Here is an 18,132-nt window from a genome sequence, read left to right on the forward strand (position 1 = left end):
GACGACTACAGTATGGATTAGCATTTCGCGCCCTATCGCCGGACTGAAGGCAGCGATACCCGATCGCTGCCGAAATCGCGAATCCTAAGGGCGACGCAATTCCCGCCGTCTAACGTGTCGCCGCTATCGCGTCAGCCATCTCGTCGACGGTCTTCTTGAAGTGCGCCGGATCGTTCAGGGCGGCCTTCGCCGCTTCTGCCCATTCCGATCTTGTCGACATCCACCCGACCATCCTCCCCGCATCGATCCCGCGGTTTCGGGCGAGATAGGGTGACAAGATCTTAGCCGGCACCGATTCGCGCAGTAAGTCGGCGCTCTCTGGATGGATCATTTTAAACACGCGCCAAGCCCGGGAAACGGCAACCAGTTCTCCATTCTCTGCAAGTTTGGACAACAGTTCGAGGATTGGCCCAGGCGGTGTGATTTGTGTCTCCGAACCTTTGTCGGCGACGGCTTCCGCTACACGCGTAGGCTGCTCAATTCCGGTTGCGGAGAGCGCCACGGCGAGCGCTTCCACTGCCTCGTCGCCTCCGACGCCAGCGAAATACTGTGCGCGGTCGGTGAACCCTCTGGCCGCGTGCGCAGCGACCTCGTCCTTGTCCGCCGGCAGGACCCGCAGGATGCCATCTTCGTATTCGAATATGCCGGCCGCCACGAGGGAGGCGAAATCCTTCTCGAACCGAGGATGCTCCGCATCGACGCCGAAAAGACTTGCGGTGTCGCCGGAAACGACGAGCGCTAAGGTGTCCGGCTCGAGCTGCGGGATCAATCTCTTGCTGCCTTTTCCTCCGAGCAAGAGAGAGACGACCATCGATTCCCGCAACCGCTGTCCTGCACCGGAGCCAGGCCGAAGCAGAGCGGACTTGCTTCGGTGAATGACGGACGATGAAAAAACGTAGGGCACGACGGCGCGGTAGTAGTTGTGCGAGAGTCCGTCGCCGTCCGATATCTCCAGTTTCCCCTCGTCCAACCAAAACAATGCTGGGATCCAACATGGCTGGGGCAGAAACGCGATCAGCCTCCGGCGAAATGCGCCAGGATCGACGGGCCGTTCCGCCCCTGCCAACGATCTGCTGAGGTCGTGCCAATCTCGAAAGCCGCCCGCGATCGCGGCGGCTTGCTGGCAACGATTTAGCGGAAAAATGATCCCGCTGTCGTCGAATAAAGATTTGAGGTTCTTAGCGAATTTCTTCGCGCCTTCGAGGGTCGAGAACATGCGAGCGTCCTTCATCTCGGCCGGGTCAAGACGCGCTGCTCGTCTCATCGGCCGAATGAGGGGAATCGGTCGCGAGAACTGGATGATGAAGTAGTCGTTGGACCAAAAGTCCTTTGCCGAGGCAGCGGCCTAGCCGACGAAGGCGGCGTGAGGCGAATCTATTGCCGTTCGCCGAACTTTTCAACAATTAGTGTGAATTGTCCCGTGATCTTTGCTCGTCCGAGATTCCCTTCCGAGGACTTCGGTCTGCGACCTTGGCGCATTGTAGACGTCACTCCGAACTGTCCGCGAAAGCACGGCACGAAGCATGGAACTAACGTAGCAGGAGCTCCGCGACGCCGGCTTCATTGTAATCGCCAGCGATGCCAGCATCTAATCAGCGGTCAGCACCGGTAGCGGTTTGTCGCATACACTTTCGTGACGCGATCGGCCCTACGTGAGCACAGACACCCGTGAATTGCGGGCAATGTCCGCTTCACTCCGATGCTCCCATTTGAGCAACTGCGGCAATGAGCGATGGGCCAAAGAAGGCTGAGCTGCCAGTGGGATTGTCTCGATGGTCTTCCTCACAAGGCCCGCAATGCATTTTGAATCCGCCCATCGCTTCGACCTCAAGCCCCGTTCCGACCGGTTACTCGCGCAGCATCTTGGAGTCGTTGAAGAACAGAATCGTGCATATCTGATCGGCGGCCACGCGGAAGGTTTCCTCATAAATCTCGAAATCGTCGGCGCCTCTGCGGTCGAACCACGCATCGGCACCGATGCGCCTCGGGCCACCTTTGTCCTCGTTCTTGCCGAACAGGGCGGCGAAAGCAAAACTCTCATGATCCAATTCCTGCTTAGGAAACCAGTGTTCCGGCACGCTCGGGGCTCTCCTGAACCAGGCCCGCCCGTGCTGGGAATGGGAAACCAGCATGATGGGAAATCGATCGGTCTCGACGATCTTCAAGGCCGTTGCAGTAGCACTCGCATCGAAGGCCTCGGCCGTCTCCCGCACGAACTTCAGCGTCGGGCGAGGACAGGCCTTGAGCATCGGCTCGAGCAGATAACGCGGCAGCAGCAGGTCCGACGCGTAGTCATCGGCTACGCGTTCGGGATCCGTTACGGAGCGCCGTCGATTGCCGATCTCATCCGTCCGGCAGATCAGGCAGCGTCCGCGGTGATGATGCCAATGCCCGAGTTCATGAGCTATCGAAAACCGCTTCCGACGAGGTGTTGCCTTGGAATCCACCGTAATGATGGCACGGCCGCCCTGACCCACGATCCTCGCTTCGCACGAATGCAATTCGCGGTACTTTATGCGCGCACCAAGCTCCCAAGCGATGGCGTGCAGATCGATCTCTTCCGGACGCTCTATCCCGAAGTCCTGCAATAATTGCTCGGGAAGAGTCAGGCGTCGGCTCACGACCGGTCTCGATCCTGCGCTTCCCATGCGTCGAGCTCCGCCAGGTCTTCGTCCAAACTGGCCGCATCCGCCTCCGCGTTCGCCGTCCCGCTTCTTGCGGCGAGCGTCATCTTCTTGTCCAGAGCCGGGTCCGACTTCCGCAATGTATTCACCCTGTGTCCGTCCGTCCTCGGGCGGATCGCCGCGGCGCCTGCCGCGTCCAGCGCGACGTCGGCTTTCGCCCGCGCCAGCCGCAGCTTCCCGACCATCCCTTTCGCTTGAGCCAGGCTTTTTCGCGATGCAGCAACGTCGGCGGCTCCAACGAGCGCGGCGGCTTCCGCTCCGCTCATTCCCAAGATCTCTTCGATTATCGCATCGTCGAGCCGGTCGACACGCTCTTTGTCGCTCATCGTCGCATCCTCAAAGTGGCACGCCGCTTGGAAAGCCTACCTGCAATTTACGAATCCATCGTTTCCGCACTGCAGCCAATCCCTTGGTGTCGGTCCCAAGCACACTCTCCAGATCCTTTCCGCGGTATCCGTCGGCCAACGCCTCGACCAGCAGTTCGAGCTCGTAGTCTCCGGCGACGAGCTTGCCCGCCCGCTCGATTTCCTTCGCATACACGGTCCGTGCCAGAGCTTGGTCCTCGGGAGAAGGCGTAGCACGGTCCACCGGTTCCGAAGAGTCGCCGCTGCCATACTCAGGCACGTAGACCAGTTCGAGCCCGGCCCCATCCCTCGCCCTCTTGCGGGCGCGGGGCATCTCGGAAGCGATACTCTTGACGGTGCCGGCCAGAAATTCGACGATCCCGACGTCGACGCTGCAGGTCCGGCTCGACAGGACCCTGAGAAAGGCCTCCTGCCGCAGGTCGTCTTCGGTCATATCGGTGCGAGGCGCGAAATAGCGCACGATGGCCGTCAACCGACGATGGTCGTCGTCGGTCAGGCCTTCGAGCATCGCCCGGATCTGCTCCGCCGTGTGGCGGGCACCGCCCGGGCCCTCTCCATCGATATCGTCGGACCTCATGAGGCCCCCAGCTGGGCAACCCTATCTTCGAATGCGCGACCGGCGCCGAATTCGGACGAAAAATTTCGTGTCCGAGTCCGGCTCGGCGAGCGCAGATCTTTGTAGATGGCAGCCAATCCGCTGTCCACGCAACCTTGGGCTTAGGCCAGAGAGGATAGCTACCCATGTCCGAACACGGAAACAAGACCGCCGATGAGCTCGAACGCGAGGCGAAATTCCTGAAGAAGGAAATCGAAGGCGTCGACGAGGTCATCCGTTCAGAGGAGAAGATCAAGCACGATCTCGAAGAGCGCGAGCACGAGCTTGAAGAAGAGGCTCGTCGCGAGCGCGAGAAGGACCACGATCACGGTCACGACCACCGCGTCCGGATCACCGTGGTGGTGAACGGTCAGCCGACCGTCGTCGAGGCCAAGGAAGACGAAACGCTGGCCGAGGTCCGCAAGAAGGCGTTGCACGATACCCAGAACGTGGCCCAGCCGCCGGAAAACTGGGAGATCAAGAACGAGGCCGGCACCCTGCTCGATCCCGAAAAGCGTGTGGGCGAATATCATTTCGGCAAGGAAACGACCCTGTTCCTGAGCCTGAAAGCGGGGGTGGCCGGTTGACCGCAGCGCCACAGGTCGTGGATCCCGAGGTCTCGCGAGCCAAATTCGATCGCGAGGTCGCCGCCTACCGCATGCTGGAGGCGACCTACCGAAAGCGCGGTTGGCTTCTGCTCGGCGCCACGTTTCCGGAGGTCTTCGTCGCGTTCGCCGCGACCAAGATCAAGCCGGCGCCGATCGTCGCCGCCGTGATCGTCGACTTTACCGATTACGATCTGCAACCCCCATCGGTCCGCTTTGTCGACCCCTTCACACGCGAGCGGCTGACGGCGTCGAACGTCGGCTTCCAGATGCTCAGGCGTCCTGCCATGCCCGGTGCTCCGCCCGAGATGATCGCGGCGATGATTCAGCAAGGCGCGATCCAGCTGTCCGCGATGCTACAGGCGAACAAGCCGGACGATTTTCCCTTCCTGTGCCTGCCCGGGGTCCGCGAATATCACGACAATCCAGCCCACACGGGGGATTCATGGCTACTGCATCGGGGTTCTGGCGAAGGCTCCTTGGTCTTCATTCTGGAAAAGATCTGGATCTACGGGGCAGATCCTCTCGCTGCGTACAACATCCAGATTCAGATACAGGGCCTCGCCCCGAACCCGATGGGAATCCCGGAATGATGCGTCTGGTCGACGTCGAGAAGGTCGTCGTCAAGCGGCGCGACGCCCAAATCGTCCACAAGCACCTGCGCGACGTCGGTCGGCAAGGCTACGAAGGCCTCGGGCTTTGGGTCGGAAGACAGAACGGCGCGGTATTTCAGGTCGATCAGGCCGTTATTCCCGCGCAGCGCCACATCCGCACCGCCGACGGTGTATGCGTCATCACCGGCGCCGAGGAGCTCCATCGCATCAACGTCTGGCTATACCGCAACGGCCTGTCGCTGATCGCGCAAATCCACAGCCACCCCGGCCGCGCCTACCACTCGAGCACCGACGACGAATTCGCGGTCGCGACCACGGTCGGGTGCTTCTCGCTCGTGGTGCCGGACTTCGCTTCCGGCGTGTTCGATATCGGCCGGCTTGCGTCCTATCGGCTGGACGGCTCGGGCCATTGGCGGGAAATCGCGCCGTCGCGCGCCGCCCAAACGATCGTGATCGAGGACTAGAATGGCCTTCGCGAATTTCTTCGACCGGACCGCTACGGCCGCGTCCCAGGTCCTCCTGAACTTCAATCTGGAAGCGTACAAGGCGACGCTGTCCGGACACGTGATCGGCCTGGCCTTCGACGAGGCGGCAGCCGCGTCGCCGGAAGGACGCGCGACATTGGACCTCTGCGTCAGGATACTCGCGCGGCTCTACCCGACGATCTCCATTGCATGTGCCGGCGGCGAGGCGGAGAAATACCGGAAAGAATTGGAGGGACTGGCTCGCAAGATCAACGACCGTATCGATGTCGAGCGCGACATCACGCGCTCGAGCATCGCGATCGTCGTCGGCTCGACCGATACCGCCGGCGCCATGACCAAGATATTCGCCGGATCGGACGGCTGGCGCGCTTTGATCTCCGCAGACGGCCCGCTCGGCTCCGGCGCGACCACGAACCCGTTTGGCGCCGGCGCTGCTGCCTGCTTCGCGACCGCGAACGTCTTTCGGTTCGTCTTTGCCGGACAGCTTACACGCGGGGAGCTGGACCAGTGGATCGACGTCTCTCTGTTCGACTACGGCCAAGCCGGCGCGCAAAATCCGCCCCTCCCCGCCGAGATCGACCTCGGCGACGCGTATCTCGTCGGACTCGGTGCGATCGGACACGGTGCGATGTGGGCGCTAAGCCGCGTTCCTGGTCTCACGGGAGCTCTCCATGCGGTCGACCATGACACGATCGATCTATCGAACCTGCAGCGATACGTCATGGCCGTTCAGAAGGACGTCGGTCAGCCTAAATCCCGCCTGGCGCAACGAATCCTCAAGAGAAAAGGCCTCAGCGTCGCCGGGCAGCCCATGACATGGAGCGACTACGTCGGCAGCCGTCAGAAGCGGCACTTCGAACGCGTCGCGGTCGCGCTCGACAACGGGCCGGACCGCATCGGCGTACAGGCTTCGTTGCCCCGCTGGATCGTGAACGCCTGGACCCAGCAGCTCGACCTCGGGATCTCAAGACACGGCTTCGACGACGGCAAGGCGTGCCTCGCCTGCCTCTACATGCCGACGGGGACGATCAAGAGCGAAGACGAAAAGGTCGCCGAAGAACTGAGACTTCCCGAAGCGAAGATGGAGGTACGCGCGCTCCTGCAGAACAGCGCCGGCGTCTCCGACAATTTTGTCCAGAGGGTCGCGACCGCCTTCAACGTCCCCTATGCCGATCTATCGTCGTTCGTCGGTCAGCCGCTGCGCACCTTTTACCAGAAGGCGATTTGCGGCGGGTTCATGATCGGGCTGACCGGCATCGGCAATGCCGGCACGGCCATCGTTCCGATGGCGTTTCAATCCGCGCTTGCGGGATTGGGTCTGGCCGCGGACCTCGTCAAGCATGCCGCAGGTCTGCCGGTCCCATCGGCGACCAGCACACGGATCAATCTCATGCGGCCGTTCGCCGCCGTTCTTGCCGACCCGCACGCTCAAGACACGTCAGGCAGGTGCATCTGCCGCGACCAGGATTTCCTGGACGCCTATCGAAGAAAGTATCCGCCGGGCGGTACAACGCGGCGGAAGAGATAAGCTCGACCCTTTCGGGCCGAGAGCAGTTTCACGCCGATAGCCGCTTGCCGATCTCACGCTCTATGATGCGCACGGCGCCGAATCGTTCGACAGGAATCAGCGATGAAGATCGCATATCGTTCCGACCATCGGAAACCGTTCAAGAGCGCGGACGTCATGGAAACGGGCGGTGACCATCTCGACGTCGCCGATTTTCCGGACATCTCGCGCAAAGCCGAGATGGCGTTGCGGAACAGCCCCGAGCATAGCGATATCCGCGCCAACGCGCTCTATCTCTACTCGGATCCGCAAATGGCCGAACAGGACTGGCGGCACCGCGGCAAAGGCGTGCGCACCCTCTACAAGGTGTCTTTCGAGGACGACGACCTGCTCCACACCGGGGACTTGGATACATTCGATCGCGTTGCGAAGGACATCGCAGCGGGGAATAAACCGTCCGTCAACGTCGAGAAGTATTGGGCCGGATGCAGCCCTTCCAGATATTCGGAGCATCTGGTCCGCAAGGCAACCGTCATTGAGATCGTGCGGGAAGCCGCAAGCTGGAAATCGTTTTATCGGACCGCGGTCGAGAGGCTTCGCGACGAGCCCGGCAACGCGTACTGGTACCGCAATCAGACGCTGGACCGGAAGGATTAGGGATCATGGGCCAGGCGAAGCACCGGCGCACGCAGATTGACGGTTGGAAAGCCACCCTCTCGCCCACCGAGGTCCAGATCGCCGAAGCGGCGCAGCGCTTGCTCGAGCGTTTCATCGAGCCCGATGAAGCCACCGGCATGTGCTATCGCATGACGTTCCTGCTGCACCTGTACCTCGCAGAGCTAGGCATCGGCACGACGCCGGTCGTGGGCTACGTCAACGACGGGACGGACGACGCGATGATATCCCACGCGTGGCTCGGGTACGAAGGAAAGAAGACCGATTTGACCCTTGCGCGGGCCGAGCGCCCCGACCTCAATCCGCTCGGCGAGGTACTGATCCTGGATTTTCCTGTTCGGCAGGGGCACAAGTACACCTATCACATCACCAAATCGGAGGCGGCAACTGCGTTGGAGGAGAAGTGGCTCGCCCAGCCGCGATCGGCCGGCGTCGTTCTGAGCAAGCGCACCGAGCATGAAATGATGGCGGGACTTGCGCAGAGCCGGCAACGAATGCGGGTGTATCTCGACAACGCTCCTGATAGGCTCACCTACAGATTCTTTTCGGACATGTTGGATAGGCCATGACCTTCATGCTGCTCACCGGCGCGGGGTTCTCCCATAACTGGGGCGCACCGCTGGCATCGCAGGTGTTCAGTTCGGTCTTGAGCGATCGCGATATCGATGGAGAGACGCGCGAGAGGCTGATTGCTTCGGGCGGCGCATTCGAGGCCGTTATGGCCGATTTTCAGATTTCGAGCGATCCCGAGGACCAGAAGCGCTACGAAGCGCTGCTCACGTCGGTGGTCGGGATCTTCAACGGCATGAACCAATCCTTCATGCAGACCCAGTTCGAATTTGAGAACCCGCCAAGCGTCCAGCATTCCATGGCTGCTTTCCTGAGCCGGTTTCACGCCATCTTCACGCTCAATCAGGACACTCTGTTGGAGCAGCATTACAATCCGCACATCGGGCCGCCGATGAACTGGGGTCATCTCCAATGTCCCGGCATGCGTTACTTGCAGCCTTATACGCCGACCGGCTCGCGACACGACAAGTTCGCGATTATGGAGCCCCATCCACCCTTTGCCACCATCCCCGGGAGCGGCGCGCAGCCTTACGTGAAACTCCACGGTTCCGTGAATTGGGTAGAGTCCAATCGCGGCAAGCGCATCATCATCATGGGTGGTGCAAAAGCCATCAGCATAGGCCGCTTTCCGGTTTTGACCTGGTACCACGACGAGTTTCGCAGAATGCTCGCACGACCATCGGCTCGGTTGATGGTGATCGGCTACAGCTTCAGCGACGAGCACATCAACGACGCCATCGTCGATGGCCTTGCTTCTCATCTGAAACTGTTCGTCGTCGATCCCACCCCATTCCAGGCCATCGATCGAGACAAGCGCATCGACCGGAAGCAGATTATAGGGATGATGAATACGCCGCTGAAAGACATCTTCGGCGGCAACCGCTACGCCCACACCGAGATCTCGAAGTTCTTTAGCTGAAGTCCGGAGATCCGGCGCATTCTCGTCGTGGCTCGTCTCCTGCAATTGTCACTCGGTTCGACACTCGGCGCGACGACGAACAGTTGAGGAAGCAGCTGGCCGTCGCCGTCACCGCGAAGAAATTCAAGAAGCCGTTTTCAGGGGCGAACGGCACGAACATGCTCGGCGCCGAGCACGCGGACATCATCCGTTCGTTAATCGAGGTCGGCTAAAGCTAGCACCGCGCACCACACGTCGGTGTTGTCCATTGAGATGCATGCTTGTTCGGCCCGCTCCGCGAAGAGCCTTGTTGCCTTCGATCCGTTCAAGCCGATCCTTTGACAAGTCTCAGATCTTCTGACGGTCAGAGAGCTAGGCAATCGGATCACTGAAATGGTGTGGAGGAGTTCGCCGATGTTCGCTGGCGCTTATTCGACGGATATTCGACGACTTTTCGAGCGGAGCCGTAAGTCGTTGAAATCTCTGGCGCTCCCTAGGGGAATCGAACCCCTGTTTCAACCTTGAGAGAATTGCATCTCGCACGCTGGCGAACATCGGCGAACATAAATAAACATTGTATTTTCAATTGCTTAGTTCGTTCACGTTCGGTACTATGTGCCTGAATTCTCGAACGCCTTTTGAAGAAAACTTGAAGAAGTGGAGCACGTCGTTGGCACGGGCAGCGCGACACTCGTCACTCGAAACGCGAACAGCTCGCGCGCGTTTACCGGTGCGTCGAACACCCTACTTCGCGAAGATCGCAAAAGGGCTGCGGCTCGGCTACTACCGGGGAGCGGTTTCGGGATCATGGGTCGCAAGCCTCTATCGCGGCGCGGAAGGCTATGACACCAAGGCGATCGGCGCGGCTGACGACACTACTGACGCCGACGGCGCAACGGTCTTTGACTATTGGCAAGCGCAAGTCCAAGCCCGGAACTGGGCCGAGCGGCGGCGCCTCTTCGCGGCCGGTGTCGTTCGTACCGGCCCTTACAAGGTTGCGGATGCCGTCAAGGACTATCTCGCCGAGATCGCTGCCGAGAAGAAGCCGGCGGCCGTTCAGGGCGCCAAATACGTTTTCGATGCCTGGATCTTGCCTGATCTGGGATCTCTCGAAGTCGACAAGCTAACCACGGAGCGATTGGTACGTTGGCGTAACAAGATCGCGACCGAACCAAAGCGAGTGCGGACAAAAAGAACCGCCACCGAAGCCGCCAGGCGCAAGACCCCTGACGACGATGATGCACGACGTGCGCGAAAGGCGACGGCCAACCGCATCCTCACGATACTAAAGGCGGCGCTCAACCGAGCCTTCTTCGCAGATCGCGTCTCATCCGACACCGCCTGGCGAAAGGTGAAACCGTTCAAGCGGGTCGATGAGGCGGTCGTCCGCTATCTCAATATTGCCGAAATCCGCCGGCTCGTGAGTGCCTGTCCGGAAGACTTTCGAAAGTTGATAGAAGCGGCCTTGTACACAGGCTGTCGATACGCAGAGCTGACGCGTTTGAAGTATGAAGATTACAACGACGACAGCGGTACATTGTCCGTTCGTTTGAGCAAGGGCAAGAACCGACACGTCGTGTTAACGGAAGAAGGGAAATCTGCCTTCCGGGAATGGACAAAGGTCCTGCAGCCCGGCCAGCGGATCTTCCTGAGAAGGGATGGCCGGATCTGGGGAACCTCGCACCAGCAGCGGCCGCTCGATGAAGCAAGCCAGCGAGCCACGATCTCACCGCCGGTAAATTTTCATATCTTACGACACACCCACGCTTCATATCTTGCAATGGCTGGCGTACCGATGGCGGTCATCGCCCGACAACTCGGTCATGCCGATACGAGGATGACTGAGAAGCACTACGCTCACCTTGCCCCGAGCTACGTAGCGCAGACCATTCGGGAGAATTTTCCGGTTCTCGAACTTGGAAGCTCGAGGCAAGTAATCCCACTGCACAAGCGCAGCGCCTAACCGTCCGACCTGGGATCCGGCGAGAACCGGGCCCGGCGCGGAAGACGGCGGCCGAAGCCGACGAAGCGAACTGCTCCGAAAATCAGCGAACGAGAAGCCCGAAAGGCCGCAGCGGACTTCGAGAAGGAGCAAAAACGCCGCGATGCGCAGCGCCGGCGGGAAGAGGTTGCCCGTGAAAGGGAGCGCGAACGGCGAGACACGGCGACGGCCAAAGCGCAAGCTGCGCTGGATAAGGCCTAGCGCGAGCAAGAAGAAAAGCAGCGGCCATCCAGGCCGAGGTCGAGGCGCTTGAGAAGCGGTCACGCGCCGAGGATGATCGGTGGGAGAAGCAAAGAGAGCGGCTGCAAGCCTCGCTGATCCCCCTCTCCTGGAAGGTCGGGACATCGGGCAGACTGGCGAGGCGCTCCTTGCCCGCGTCGCAAGGGCGCGAAGCTGCTTTCCTTCGAGGAAGCTGCTGATCCCGACCACTGTTGATGGTGCTACCGAGCAGATCCGTAACGGCGGGCGCGGAGCCTTTGCAGGAGACATGGACGAGCCGCCCAGGTTCACGCTCGCAATCCAGATCTTACCGACGAACCATTGGTGGATCACCCGCAAAGCCGCCCGCGCGCTACGGCGCCATGTGAAGGCGCGCCACCGGGCGGCTTTGCTGATCAGCAAAACCACTCCTCGGGACACGACCGACGTGCCCTGCATGATCAACTCGCCGAGTTCAAAAGCAGCATGCGATCCGCTTGGGTTTGTCGCGAGGCATTTCGCAAGCTCCAGGCGCTTGCTGCCCCGGATCGCTACCGATGCAGCAGGATCGTTTCGCTTGCCGATGAGACCACGATCCACAAGGATTTCGTCGGCATCGCTCCGATCAAATTCAACGCTCGCTTGCTACTAATCAGGCTTGGCTCTGTAAGGCGCACGAGAAACGTACCACGACGCTGAACCCTGATCTCGAACTCTATGTTGTCCTAGCGGAGGCTGACTCCGCCACAAAACCGCCAGAATGCAGCCAGTTTCAGAGGTATTGAGACCGCGTGCTGAGCTTTGACCAAGGACCAAGAATGGTTGATGGCGCAGACCGCCGAGTCCGCAGACCCGAACAATAGATCGTAGCTGTTTGCTCATCTCACGGCAGACGCGATCACGAACCTTCTTGACCTGCAAGATGCTACTCAAGCTGCCTGCTGATAAATAATCCCGCCAGTAGACCAAGACGGCGGATCTGAACACGCCTTAGCTCACGACGGGCTCGCGATTGCATCATTCGTCATCGATCAACTCGCGGAGTTTGACCCACTTTTCTCCATCGAACCTGATCAGTTGAATTTGCCTGATGGCTGAATAGTCGCCAGGAGCGGTTTGTATCGTAACGCCCTCCATGAGCAACGACAATCGTAATCCACGTAGGTTCGTCGCTTGCTTCAGCACATTCTCACGAGTCAAATTATCTCCACAGCGCCGAAGGATCTCGGCAGCCGCTTCCATCACTGAGAATCCCCGAATTGCTGCAATGTCATCGGGGTCATGGCCGGGAAACGCTTTGCTCAGAAAAGACAGATACTCTTGAACGCCTGCGTCGCTCCGCAAAGCGGGATCGCTAGGCGTCTTGTAGCTCGTCGTGCTAATGAGGCCGGTCGAGGCAGCTTCTCCCGCCGGGACAAGAACTTCCTTTACGGAATTTGCTATCGAGGTTGAGATGATCTGGGGTTTCCAGCCCAGTTCAGCGATCTTGCGTATGGCTTGCGCCGCAAAGCGATTCTGAGCGGCGAGAAACACAATATCAGTCGCCGCGGATTTCAAGGCCACGATTTGGGAGTCAATCGTCGGATCCGTCGCTTGGTAGTTGGCCTCTTTCACAATCATCGTGGGAGCCTCAGCCTTTAGCCCCTCACGCAAGCCTTTCATGAAGTCTCTTCCTACGTCGTCAGCTTGATACAACGCGCCGATCTTTTTGCCCCCGTACTCTTCCAAAAGAAAATGGCCGATAGCTCGTCCCTCTCCCACATAAAAAGGGGAGTAAGGGGTGGTCCAGGGAAAGTGCTCGGGATCGTTCCAGCGTGATGCTCCGCTCTGGATAAGGAGATGTGGTACTTTCTTCAGATTCAGGTATTTCTGGATCGCCGCATTTGTCGGCGTTCCGAATGAGCCGACGATCGCGAGAACGTCTTCGTTCTCGACCAATTGGCGGATTACTTCTGCAGTCTTTGGAGGACTATAACCGTCATCCTTTTGGATCAGAAGGATCCTGCGTCCATTGACCCCTCCCCGCGCATTCAAGGCATCCAGATAGGCTGCCATGACGCGGTATTGAAAACCGTAGCTCGATCCTGGACCGGAGAAGGGAGCATTCTGTCCTATCTTGATTTCCGTGTCGCTGACGCCCGGTCCGTATTGCTTTTGCGCCTGAGAGACGTCGACGGCGGCGAGTAACGCTCCCGCAAGGAAGAAAACGAAACCGAAAACTCGCATTGCTGCTCTCCCTATCTATCATTATGTTTTCGAAGGACGGTTCGGTTGTCACAGACCTCGGCCTGCGAACAAGCGCCCGTCGGCAACTGGCATCGGCACGGATACGACTGTCGGAAGGTGCGCGAGAACTTTCATTCCAACCGGCAAGTCACGTTGGAAAGTCTGAGATTCATCGAACAGAGATCGACAGTTTCAAGCCTCGGGGGCCTCTCCAGCACGAGCAGCGTACGCCGCAACTCAGACCCTGTAGTGAAAGATTGTCGACGTGTAGAGCTTTGCGAGATCACCTGATTGATTGAAGAACGACTTCACGTACGTCCCGAAGTATCCCTCGCCCAGCCTGGTCTTCTTTATTCCGGAGCAGTCAAGCAGCTCCTCGGTAACACGAATGGTGTCGCCTATTCCCAATGGGGCATAAAATTCCGTTTCGGCTTTGACGACCGCCAGTTCGGGGTAGCCTGGAATGGATAGTGGACGAGAACTATCCGCCCATCCTTTTCGCATCGACTGAAGCAACGGCAACCCTCGCAGTCCCTTCGCGATACCCAGTGGCGTTGTCGCCCCTGGACGCTTGTAGCCGAGCCCCAACTGGACCGACGATCCTGGTCCGAGAAGCATGCCGAACGGAGGAGCAATCAATCGTCCATGCGACGTTGTGCGTGCATATTCCCTGTCCCAGTAAAGTGGGTTCCAGTCCTCGATCGCCTCGCACCAGAGAAGCAGCTCATCCTCCGAGATAGGAACGCTACGACCCTGACTACATTCGCTAACGACACCGATTTTCGCCTTCGCCACCTCAGGCATCGCCGGGTCGATGCGTGTGGCTGCTCGTGAAGCGGTCGTGACTCTCATCGGTGTCGGCGGGCCATCCTGAGATGGCAGAGACAGAGTCGCCCGTCCCGTTGCGGCTCCCTCCGTACCCGCGTAGGAGATACTGAGGTCGTCGATGTCGATGAGTGCCTCACCATTTTCTCCGCGATACTTTCTCTTGACACTGCCCGATACTGTGAGCACATCGCCGACGCAGCTTGGCTTGTTCAGACTGAAGGCGAGTTTGCGAAGAGCCGCATCGGGACCCGACCAATCGCTCAATAATCGTCCGAACAGTCCCGCGACATGAGGCGTTGCGATAAAGGCATCGCGCACCCCGACGGCACGGGCATAGTCGCCATCGAAATGGACGTAGTCGTAGAGCCCGCTTGCACGCACGAAAGCGACAAGCCGTAAGAGGCTGAGCTCGTATTCGTAAGAAGGAAGCCTATCGCCCGCTTGCACTTCTTCCCAAACAATCGATTTATACCTGTTCATTGTCACACTCACTCAATTTCCCCAGCCGACGGTTGGCCCTTATCAGACGGTTCGATACTCGTCGGACACAAGCAGCTTCACCGCGCCCGCAAACCTTCGGCGCAATGTTCTCGCTCAAGTCCGATCCCCTGCACGTCGAGTGAATGCGTCACCAGCAGCCGCACCCGCCACTGTCGGTCACGACGTCAGGTGTTGACGCTTGCCGCACGCCCCTGACGCTTCAATTTCCGCGATCCGCTCCTGGTCATATCCCAAGACCTGCGAGAAGACCTCAAGCGTGTGTTGGCCCAGGAAAGGCGCCGCCCGAGCATCCAGTGCAGGCGTCCCTTCAAGGCGCAGCGGTGACGAGATATTCGGGATCCAACCGATCAGCGGATGCTCTATGCGTCCAACAAGATTCCGCTCCCGTGCTTCGTCGGACGCGAGAGCTTCGCTCAGGGTTCGAACGAGTCCGCAGGGAATCGCTGCCGCGCGCAGCTTACGACTCCAATAATCCCAAGGATGTTTTGCAAACTCCTCGGATATGACGGAGAAGATGAAATCGCGATGCGCGCCCCTCTTTGCATTGCTCGAGAACTCGATGTTGTTAGCGATGTCGGGACGATTGATGACGTTCGTAAACAATCTTTGAAAGATCTTGTCGTTTCCGCAAGCGATATAGACTTCGCGGTCTGCAGTGGCAAAGACGCCGGTTGGACAGGTGTCTGGGCTTACATTTGCGTGACGTTGCGGCTCGGCGCCGGACGTGAGGTGTTGCATCGTCGCAAAACCTGTCATTGTCATCGCAGTATCGAAGAGGCTGATCTCGACTTTTTGACCCATGCGATTGCGCTCACGCGCAAACAGGGCCAGGAGAATTGCGTTACCCGCCATCATCGACGTCGCCATATCCATCACAACCGGGCCAGATCGTACGCCTGGCCGATCCGGATATCCGTTCATCGACATGAAACCACTTTCGGCCTGGACAACGGCGTCCAAGCCACTACGATCGCAAAACGATCCCTGGCGCCCGTAAGCGGAGATCGAGCAATAGATCAGTCGTGGATTCAATTTGGCACAGAATTCATAGTCGAGCCCGAAGCGCTCCATGACCCCCGTAGAGAAATTCTCGACCAGCACGTCCGCGGAGCGAATGAGATCTTTGGCGACCTCAAGACCAGCTGCAGATTTGATATCCAACGCAATGCTTTTCTTGTTGCGATTGGCCCATAGAAACGGCGCGCCGCCTCCGTACGCACCCATTTCGCGATCATGAGGTGGATAGAACCGAAAGTCCTCTCCTCTGCCTGGTGGCTCGATTTTTATCACCTCCGCACCGAAGTCAGCCAGCATCTGCGTTGCGAGTGGTCCAGCCAGGAAATGCGTGAAATCCACGACCCTCAGGCCGTCAAGAGCACTTGGGCCGGACGGCGCTTCACGTGTAAGAACTGGAAGCTCCGAGATTTTTAGTTTGTCGAACATGTCGTTACTCCCGGAAGCGCGGTATGTCTTGCGAGACGTTCAACGGCACAATCTCGCTTAAGGCCTGGAAAGCGACTCCATCTCTACGTAGACAAGTATGAGCTCCACCACTCAGGCTCACCCCGAGATATGCACCGAGCGGTCCCGATTTACAGCCAGGCCTACGACACACCAACCCGTCTTCCTTTCGTGATCGATCAGCGACTCTGCGCGTCGGGCTGGCTATCTCCCGATCTCAAACGCGAAGTATGGGCCGTCCGGATGATGCGTTGCCACTATCGAGCCTCTAAGTCCTACAGCCGGCTTATCGGGCTTGTTCAGTATTCGCGAAGCAAGCCGCACCCCCTGATCGAGGTCAATAATGGCTACGGCATATGGAGCGTCTGCTTCGAAAATTGCGGGGGCTGCATGGATCGTGGTGCATGAATAGATTTCGCCGTCTGGAGACAGATCCACCCATTCCATGTCAATGCACCAGCATCGCGGACAGATGGGCTTCGGCGGGAAGGTACTCTCGGAGCATTTCGCGCATCGCGTCGTCTTGAACTCGCCGTCTTGAAGAGCACGCCAGAATGGCTGGTTGAAGCGCGTAAGTCGCGGTGGGTACGGCCGGACTGTCGGATACTTTCGGATGGCGATCCTCGTCATTGCCCGCGCTCCAGTACGTGAATTAGCGCCGCGTTGTAGTTGCCAAGTTCACAGCTCATCAGCCCCAATCGTGCATCGGCAACCTGTCGGGCGCCGGCCCGCTGGGTTAGCTGCTCGAAGAGTTCCAGGGCGTTGTATAGAGGTGTCAGGCGGGCCGGATGTCCGCGCGACTGGCAGCCGCCAGACGTGTTGATCGGAATCCGACCGCCCAAAGCAGTCTCGCGAGCCGCAGCAGCCCGTGCCCCATCACCTCTCTTGGTCAAGCCAACCGCTTCACTGACTAGAATTTCTACGATCGTGCACGGCGCATAAAGCTCAGCAAGGTCGATGTCCGCAGCACTTATGCCGGCGTCCTGATAGGCCGCCTGCGCGGCCCTAGCAGCAGAATTGAAGGCTATCATGTCGTAAGGTCGATCACCGACTTGGTGAATGCCCTCGTGATAGGAGCCGCGGCCACGAATCCTCACGAACGGCTTGCCGAGCGTGCGCGCATACTCCTCCTCTGCGAGAACTAGACATACTGCGCCATCATCACGCGGAGGAACGTCCAATAGCGATAAGGGCTCGACCACCGGCCGCGAATTTAACACATCCTCGACAGTGATCGGCTTTCGGAAATGAGCAAGGGGGTTCAGGCTCGCGTGCAGCCGATTCTTTACTGCGACAGATGCCAAGTCGGCCCGCGTGGCGCCGTGTTCGTGCATGTAGCGAGTGGCATCCATGGCATACCAAGATATCGGCGTGAAGCCAGCCGGACTGTGGAAGTCAATATCGCCCGTCGCACGCATCGACATGTTCATGTGCTGGGCAGCAGACGTTGCCGTCTCCATGTTTACGCCGAGCGCCAGGGCGACTTTGGCGCGACCAAGTCGGATTTGATCGGCGGCCTGTTCGAACGCAAAGCCTCCGGTCATGCCGTTACCCATCACCTCCATGACGGCCCCACGACATTGGAGCCCGAGATAAGACGTCATGAACGTGGAAAAATAGCGCTGCTGCGTGTAAATGTGCGGTTCGGAAAACACGAGTGAATCGATCGACGATTTGTCGATCCCAGCTTCGTTTACCGCCGCAGTCACTACGCGGGACAGCACCTCGTGCTCGACCACCTGATAGTCGTCCAAGGGCCCAGTCTGGATTTTTCCGACTGGAATCGCGCTCGCCGCCACTATTACGACCGAGGTCGACAAGATCTCCCCCTCCCAACAAGTTGTTGCTGACAGCTAGCCGAGGGCACCAAGCCCAAGCCCAAGCCAAAGCCGCCGATTTTCTAACGGTTAATCGCTAG

At 59.1% G+C, this 18,132-nt stretch carries 18 protein-coding genes; 9 read left to right on the top strand and 9 right to left on the bottom strand.

The genetic code is table 11. The features are described 5' to 3' along the window. Positions 1-109 precede the first annotated feature (109 nt). The 4 genes from TSA1_RS27180 to TSA1_RS27195 all read right to left on the bottom strand — a co-directional run bounded on the left by TSA1_RS27180 (position 110) and on the right by TSA1_RS27195 (position 3,626). A complete protein-coding gene (locus tag TSA1_RS27180; protein WP_145984370.1) occupies positions 110-1,216 on the bottom strand; it encodes a hypothetical protein in 1,107 nt (368 codons plus the stop codon). A 631-nt stretch (positions 1,217-1,847) separates the two neighbouring features. Further along, the gene (locus tag TSA1_RS27185) at positions 1,848-2,621 is read right to left on the bottom strand and encodes an ImmA/IrrE family metallo-endopeptidase (protein ID WP_210421904.1); all 774 of its coding nucleotides are present in this window, start codon (positions 2,619-2,621) and stop codon (positions 1,848-1,850) included. Beyond that, a complete protein-coding gene (locus TSA1_RS27190; RefSeq protein WP_100179024.1) occupies positions 2,618-3,010 on the bottom strand; it encodes a hypothetical protein in 393 nt (130 codons plus the stop codon). The genes TSA1_RS27185 and TSA1_RS27190 overlap by 4 nt, the downstream gene beginning before the upstream one ends. A 10-nt stretch (positions 3,011-3,020) precedes the next feature. Beyond that, complete coding sequence (locus TSA1_RS27195) at positions 3,021-3,626, bottom strand: hypothetical protein (protein WP_100179025.1); 606 nt, start codon at positions 3,624-3,626, stop codon at positions 3,021-3,023. A gap of 164 nt (positions 3,627-3,790) precedes the next feature. Between TSA1_RS27195 and TSA1_RS27200 the strand changes: the two genes are divergently transcribed. The 9 genes from TSA1_RS27200 to TSA1_RS27235 all read left to right on the top strand — a co-directional run bounded on the left by TSA1_RS27200 (position 3,791) and on the right by TSA1_RS27235 (position 10,961). Next, positions 3,791-4,231 carry a DUF2604 domain-containing protein gene (locus tag TSA1_RS27200; protein ID WP_100179026.1) on the top strand — a complete coding sequence of 147 codons (441 nt, stop codon included), beginning with the start codon at positions 3,791-3,793 and terminating at the stop codon, positions 4,229-4,231. Positions 4,232-4,248: 17 nt separating this feature from the next. After that, entirely contained in the window at positions 4,249-4,842 is a 594-nt protein-coding gene (locus tag TSA1_RS27205; RefSeq protein WP_245448422.1) for a putative metal-binding protein, read from the top strand. Further along, the gene (locus tag TSA1_RS27210) at positions 4,839-5,327 is read left to right on the top strand and encodes a Mov34/MPN/PAD-1 family protein (RefSeq protein WP_245448423.1); all 489 of its coding nucleotides are present in this window, start codon (positions 4,839-4,841) and stop codon (positions 5,325-5,327) included. The genes TSA1_RS27205 and TSA1_RS27210 overlap by 4 nt, the downstream gene beginning before the upstream one ends. Position 5,328: 1 nt before the next feature. Continuing rightward, positions 5,329-6,876 (top strand): E2 ligase fold family C protein, encoded by a 1,548-nt coding sequence (locus TSA1_RS27215; RefSeq protein ID WP_100179028.1) that lies wholly within the window; start codon positions 5,329-5,331, stop codon positions 6,874-6,876. 102 nt (positions 6,877-6,978) lie between these two features. After that, complete coding sequence (locus tag TSA1_RS27220; RefSeq protein ID WP_100179029.1) at positions 6,979-7,512, top strand: hypothetical protein; 534 nt, start codon at positions 6,979-6,981, stop codon at positions 7,510-7,512. Between the two features lie 5 nt (positions 7,513-7,517). After that, the gene (locus TSA1_RS27225; RefSeq protein WP_100179030.1) at positions 7,518-8,099 is read left to right on the top strand and encodes a hypothetical protein; all 582 of its coding nucleotides are present in this window, start codon (positions 7,518-7,520) and stop codon (positions 8,097-8,099) included. Next, entirely contained in the window at positions 8,096-9,019 is a 924-nt protein-coding gene (locus TSA1_RS27230; RefSeq protein WP_100179031.1) for an SIR2 family protein, read from the top strand. The genes TSA1_RS27225 and TSA1_RS27230 overlap by 4 nt, the downstream gene beginning before the upstream one ends. A gap of 83 nt (positions 9,020-9,102) precedes the next feature. Beyond that, entirely contained in the window at positions 9,103-9,231 is a 129-nt protein-coding gene (locus TSA1_RS40960) for a hypothetical protein (protein ID WP_283814389.1), read from the top strand. Positions 9,232-9,647: 416 nt separating this feature from the next. Continuing rightward, a complete protein-coding gene (locus TSA1_RS27235; RefSeq protein WP_245448424.1) occupies positions 9,648-10,961 on the top strand; it encodes a tyrosine-type recombinase/integrase in 1,314 nt (437 codons plus the stop codon). 1,254 nt (positions 10,962-12,215) lie between these two features. On the opposite strand, the gene TSA1_RS27240 is transcribed toward TSA1_RS27235, so the two are convergent. The 5 genes from TSA1_RS27240 to TSA1_RS27260 form a co-directional block, all read right to left on the bottom strand. After that, positions 12,216-13,424 (bottom strand): ABC transporter substrate-binding protein, encoded by a 1,209-nt coding sequence (locus TSA1_RS27240; RefSeq protein ID WP_100179032.1) that lies wholly within the window; start codon positions 13,422-13,424, stop codon positions 12,216-12,218. 237 nt (positions 13,425-13,661) lie between these two features. Continuing rightward, positions 13,662-14,732 carry a MaoC family dehydratase gene (locus TSA1_RS27245; RefSeq protein ID WP_100179033.1) on the bottom strand — a complete coding sequence of 357 codons (1,071 nt, stop codon included), beginning with the start codon at positions 14,730-14,732 and terminating at the stop codon, positions 13,662-13,664. A 177-nt stretch (positions 14,733-14,909) separates the two neighbouring features. Continuing rightward, a complete protein-coding gene (locus tag TSA1_RS27250; protein WP_100179034.1) occupies positions 14,910-16,196 on the bottom strand; it encodes a CaiB/BaiF CoA transferase family protein in 1,287 nt (428 codons plus the stop codon). A gap of 222 nt (positions 16,197-16,418) precedes the next feature. Further along, positions 16,419-16,844 (bottom strand): Zn-ribbon domain-containing OB-fold protein, encoded by a 426-nt coding sequence (locus tag TSA1_RS41195; RefSeq protein WP_100179035.1) that lies wholly within the window; start codon positions 16,842-16,844, stop codon positions 16,419-16,421. Further along, positions 16,841-18,013, bottom strand: coding sequence for a thiolase family protein (locus TSA1_RS27260; protein ID WP_283814408.1), 1,173 nt, complete (start codon positions 18,011-18,013; stop codon positions 16,841-16,843). The genes TSA1_RS41195 and TSA1_RS27260 overlap by 4 nt, the downstream gene beginning before the upstream one ends. Between the last annotated feature and the right edge of the window lie 119 nt (positions 18,014-18,132).

The organism is Bradyrhizobium nitroreducens (assembly GCF_002776695.1).
In the GTDB taxonomy this organism is placed as follows: Bacteria; Pseudomonadota; Alphaproteobacteria; order Rhizobiales; family Xanthobacteraceae; genus Bradyrhizobium; species Bradyrhizobium nitroreducens.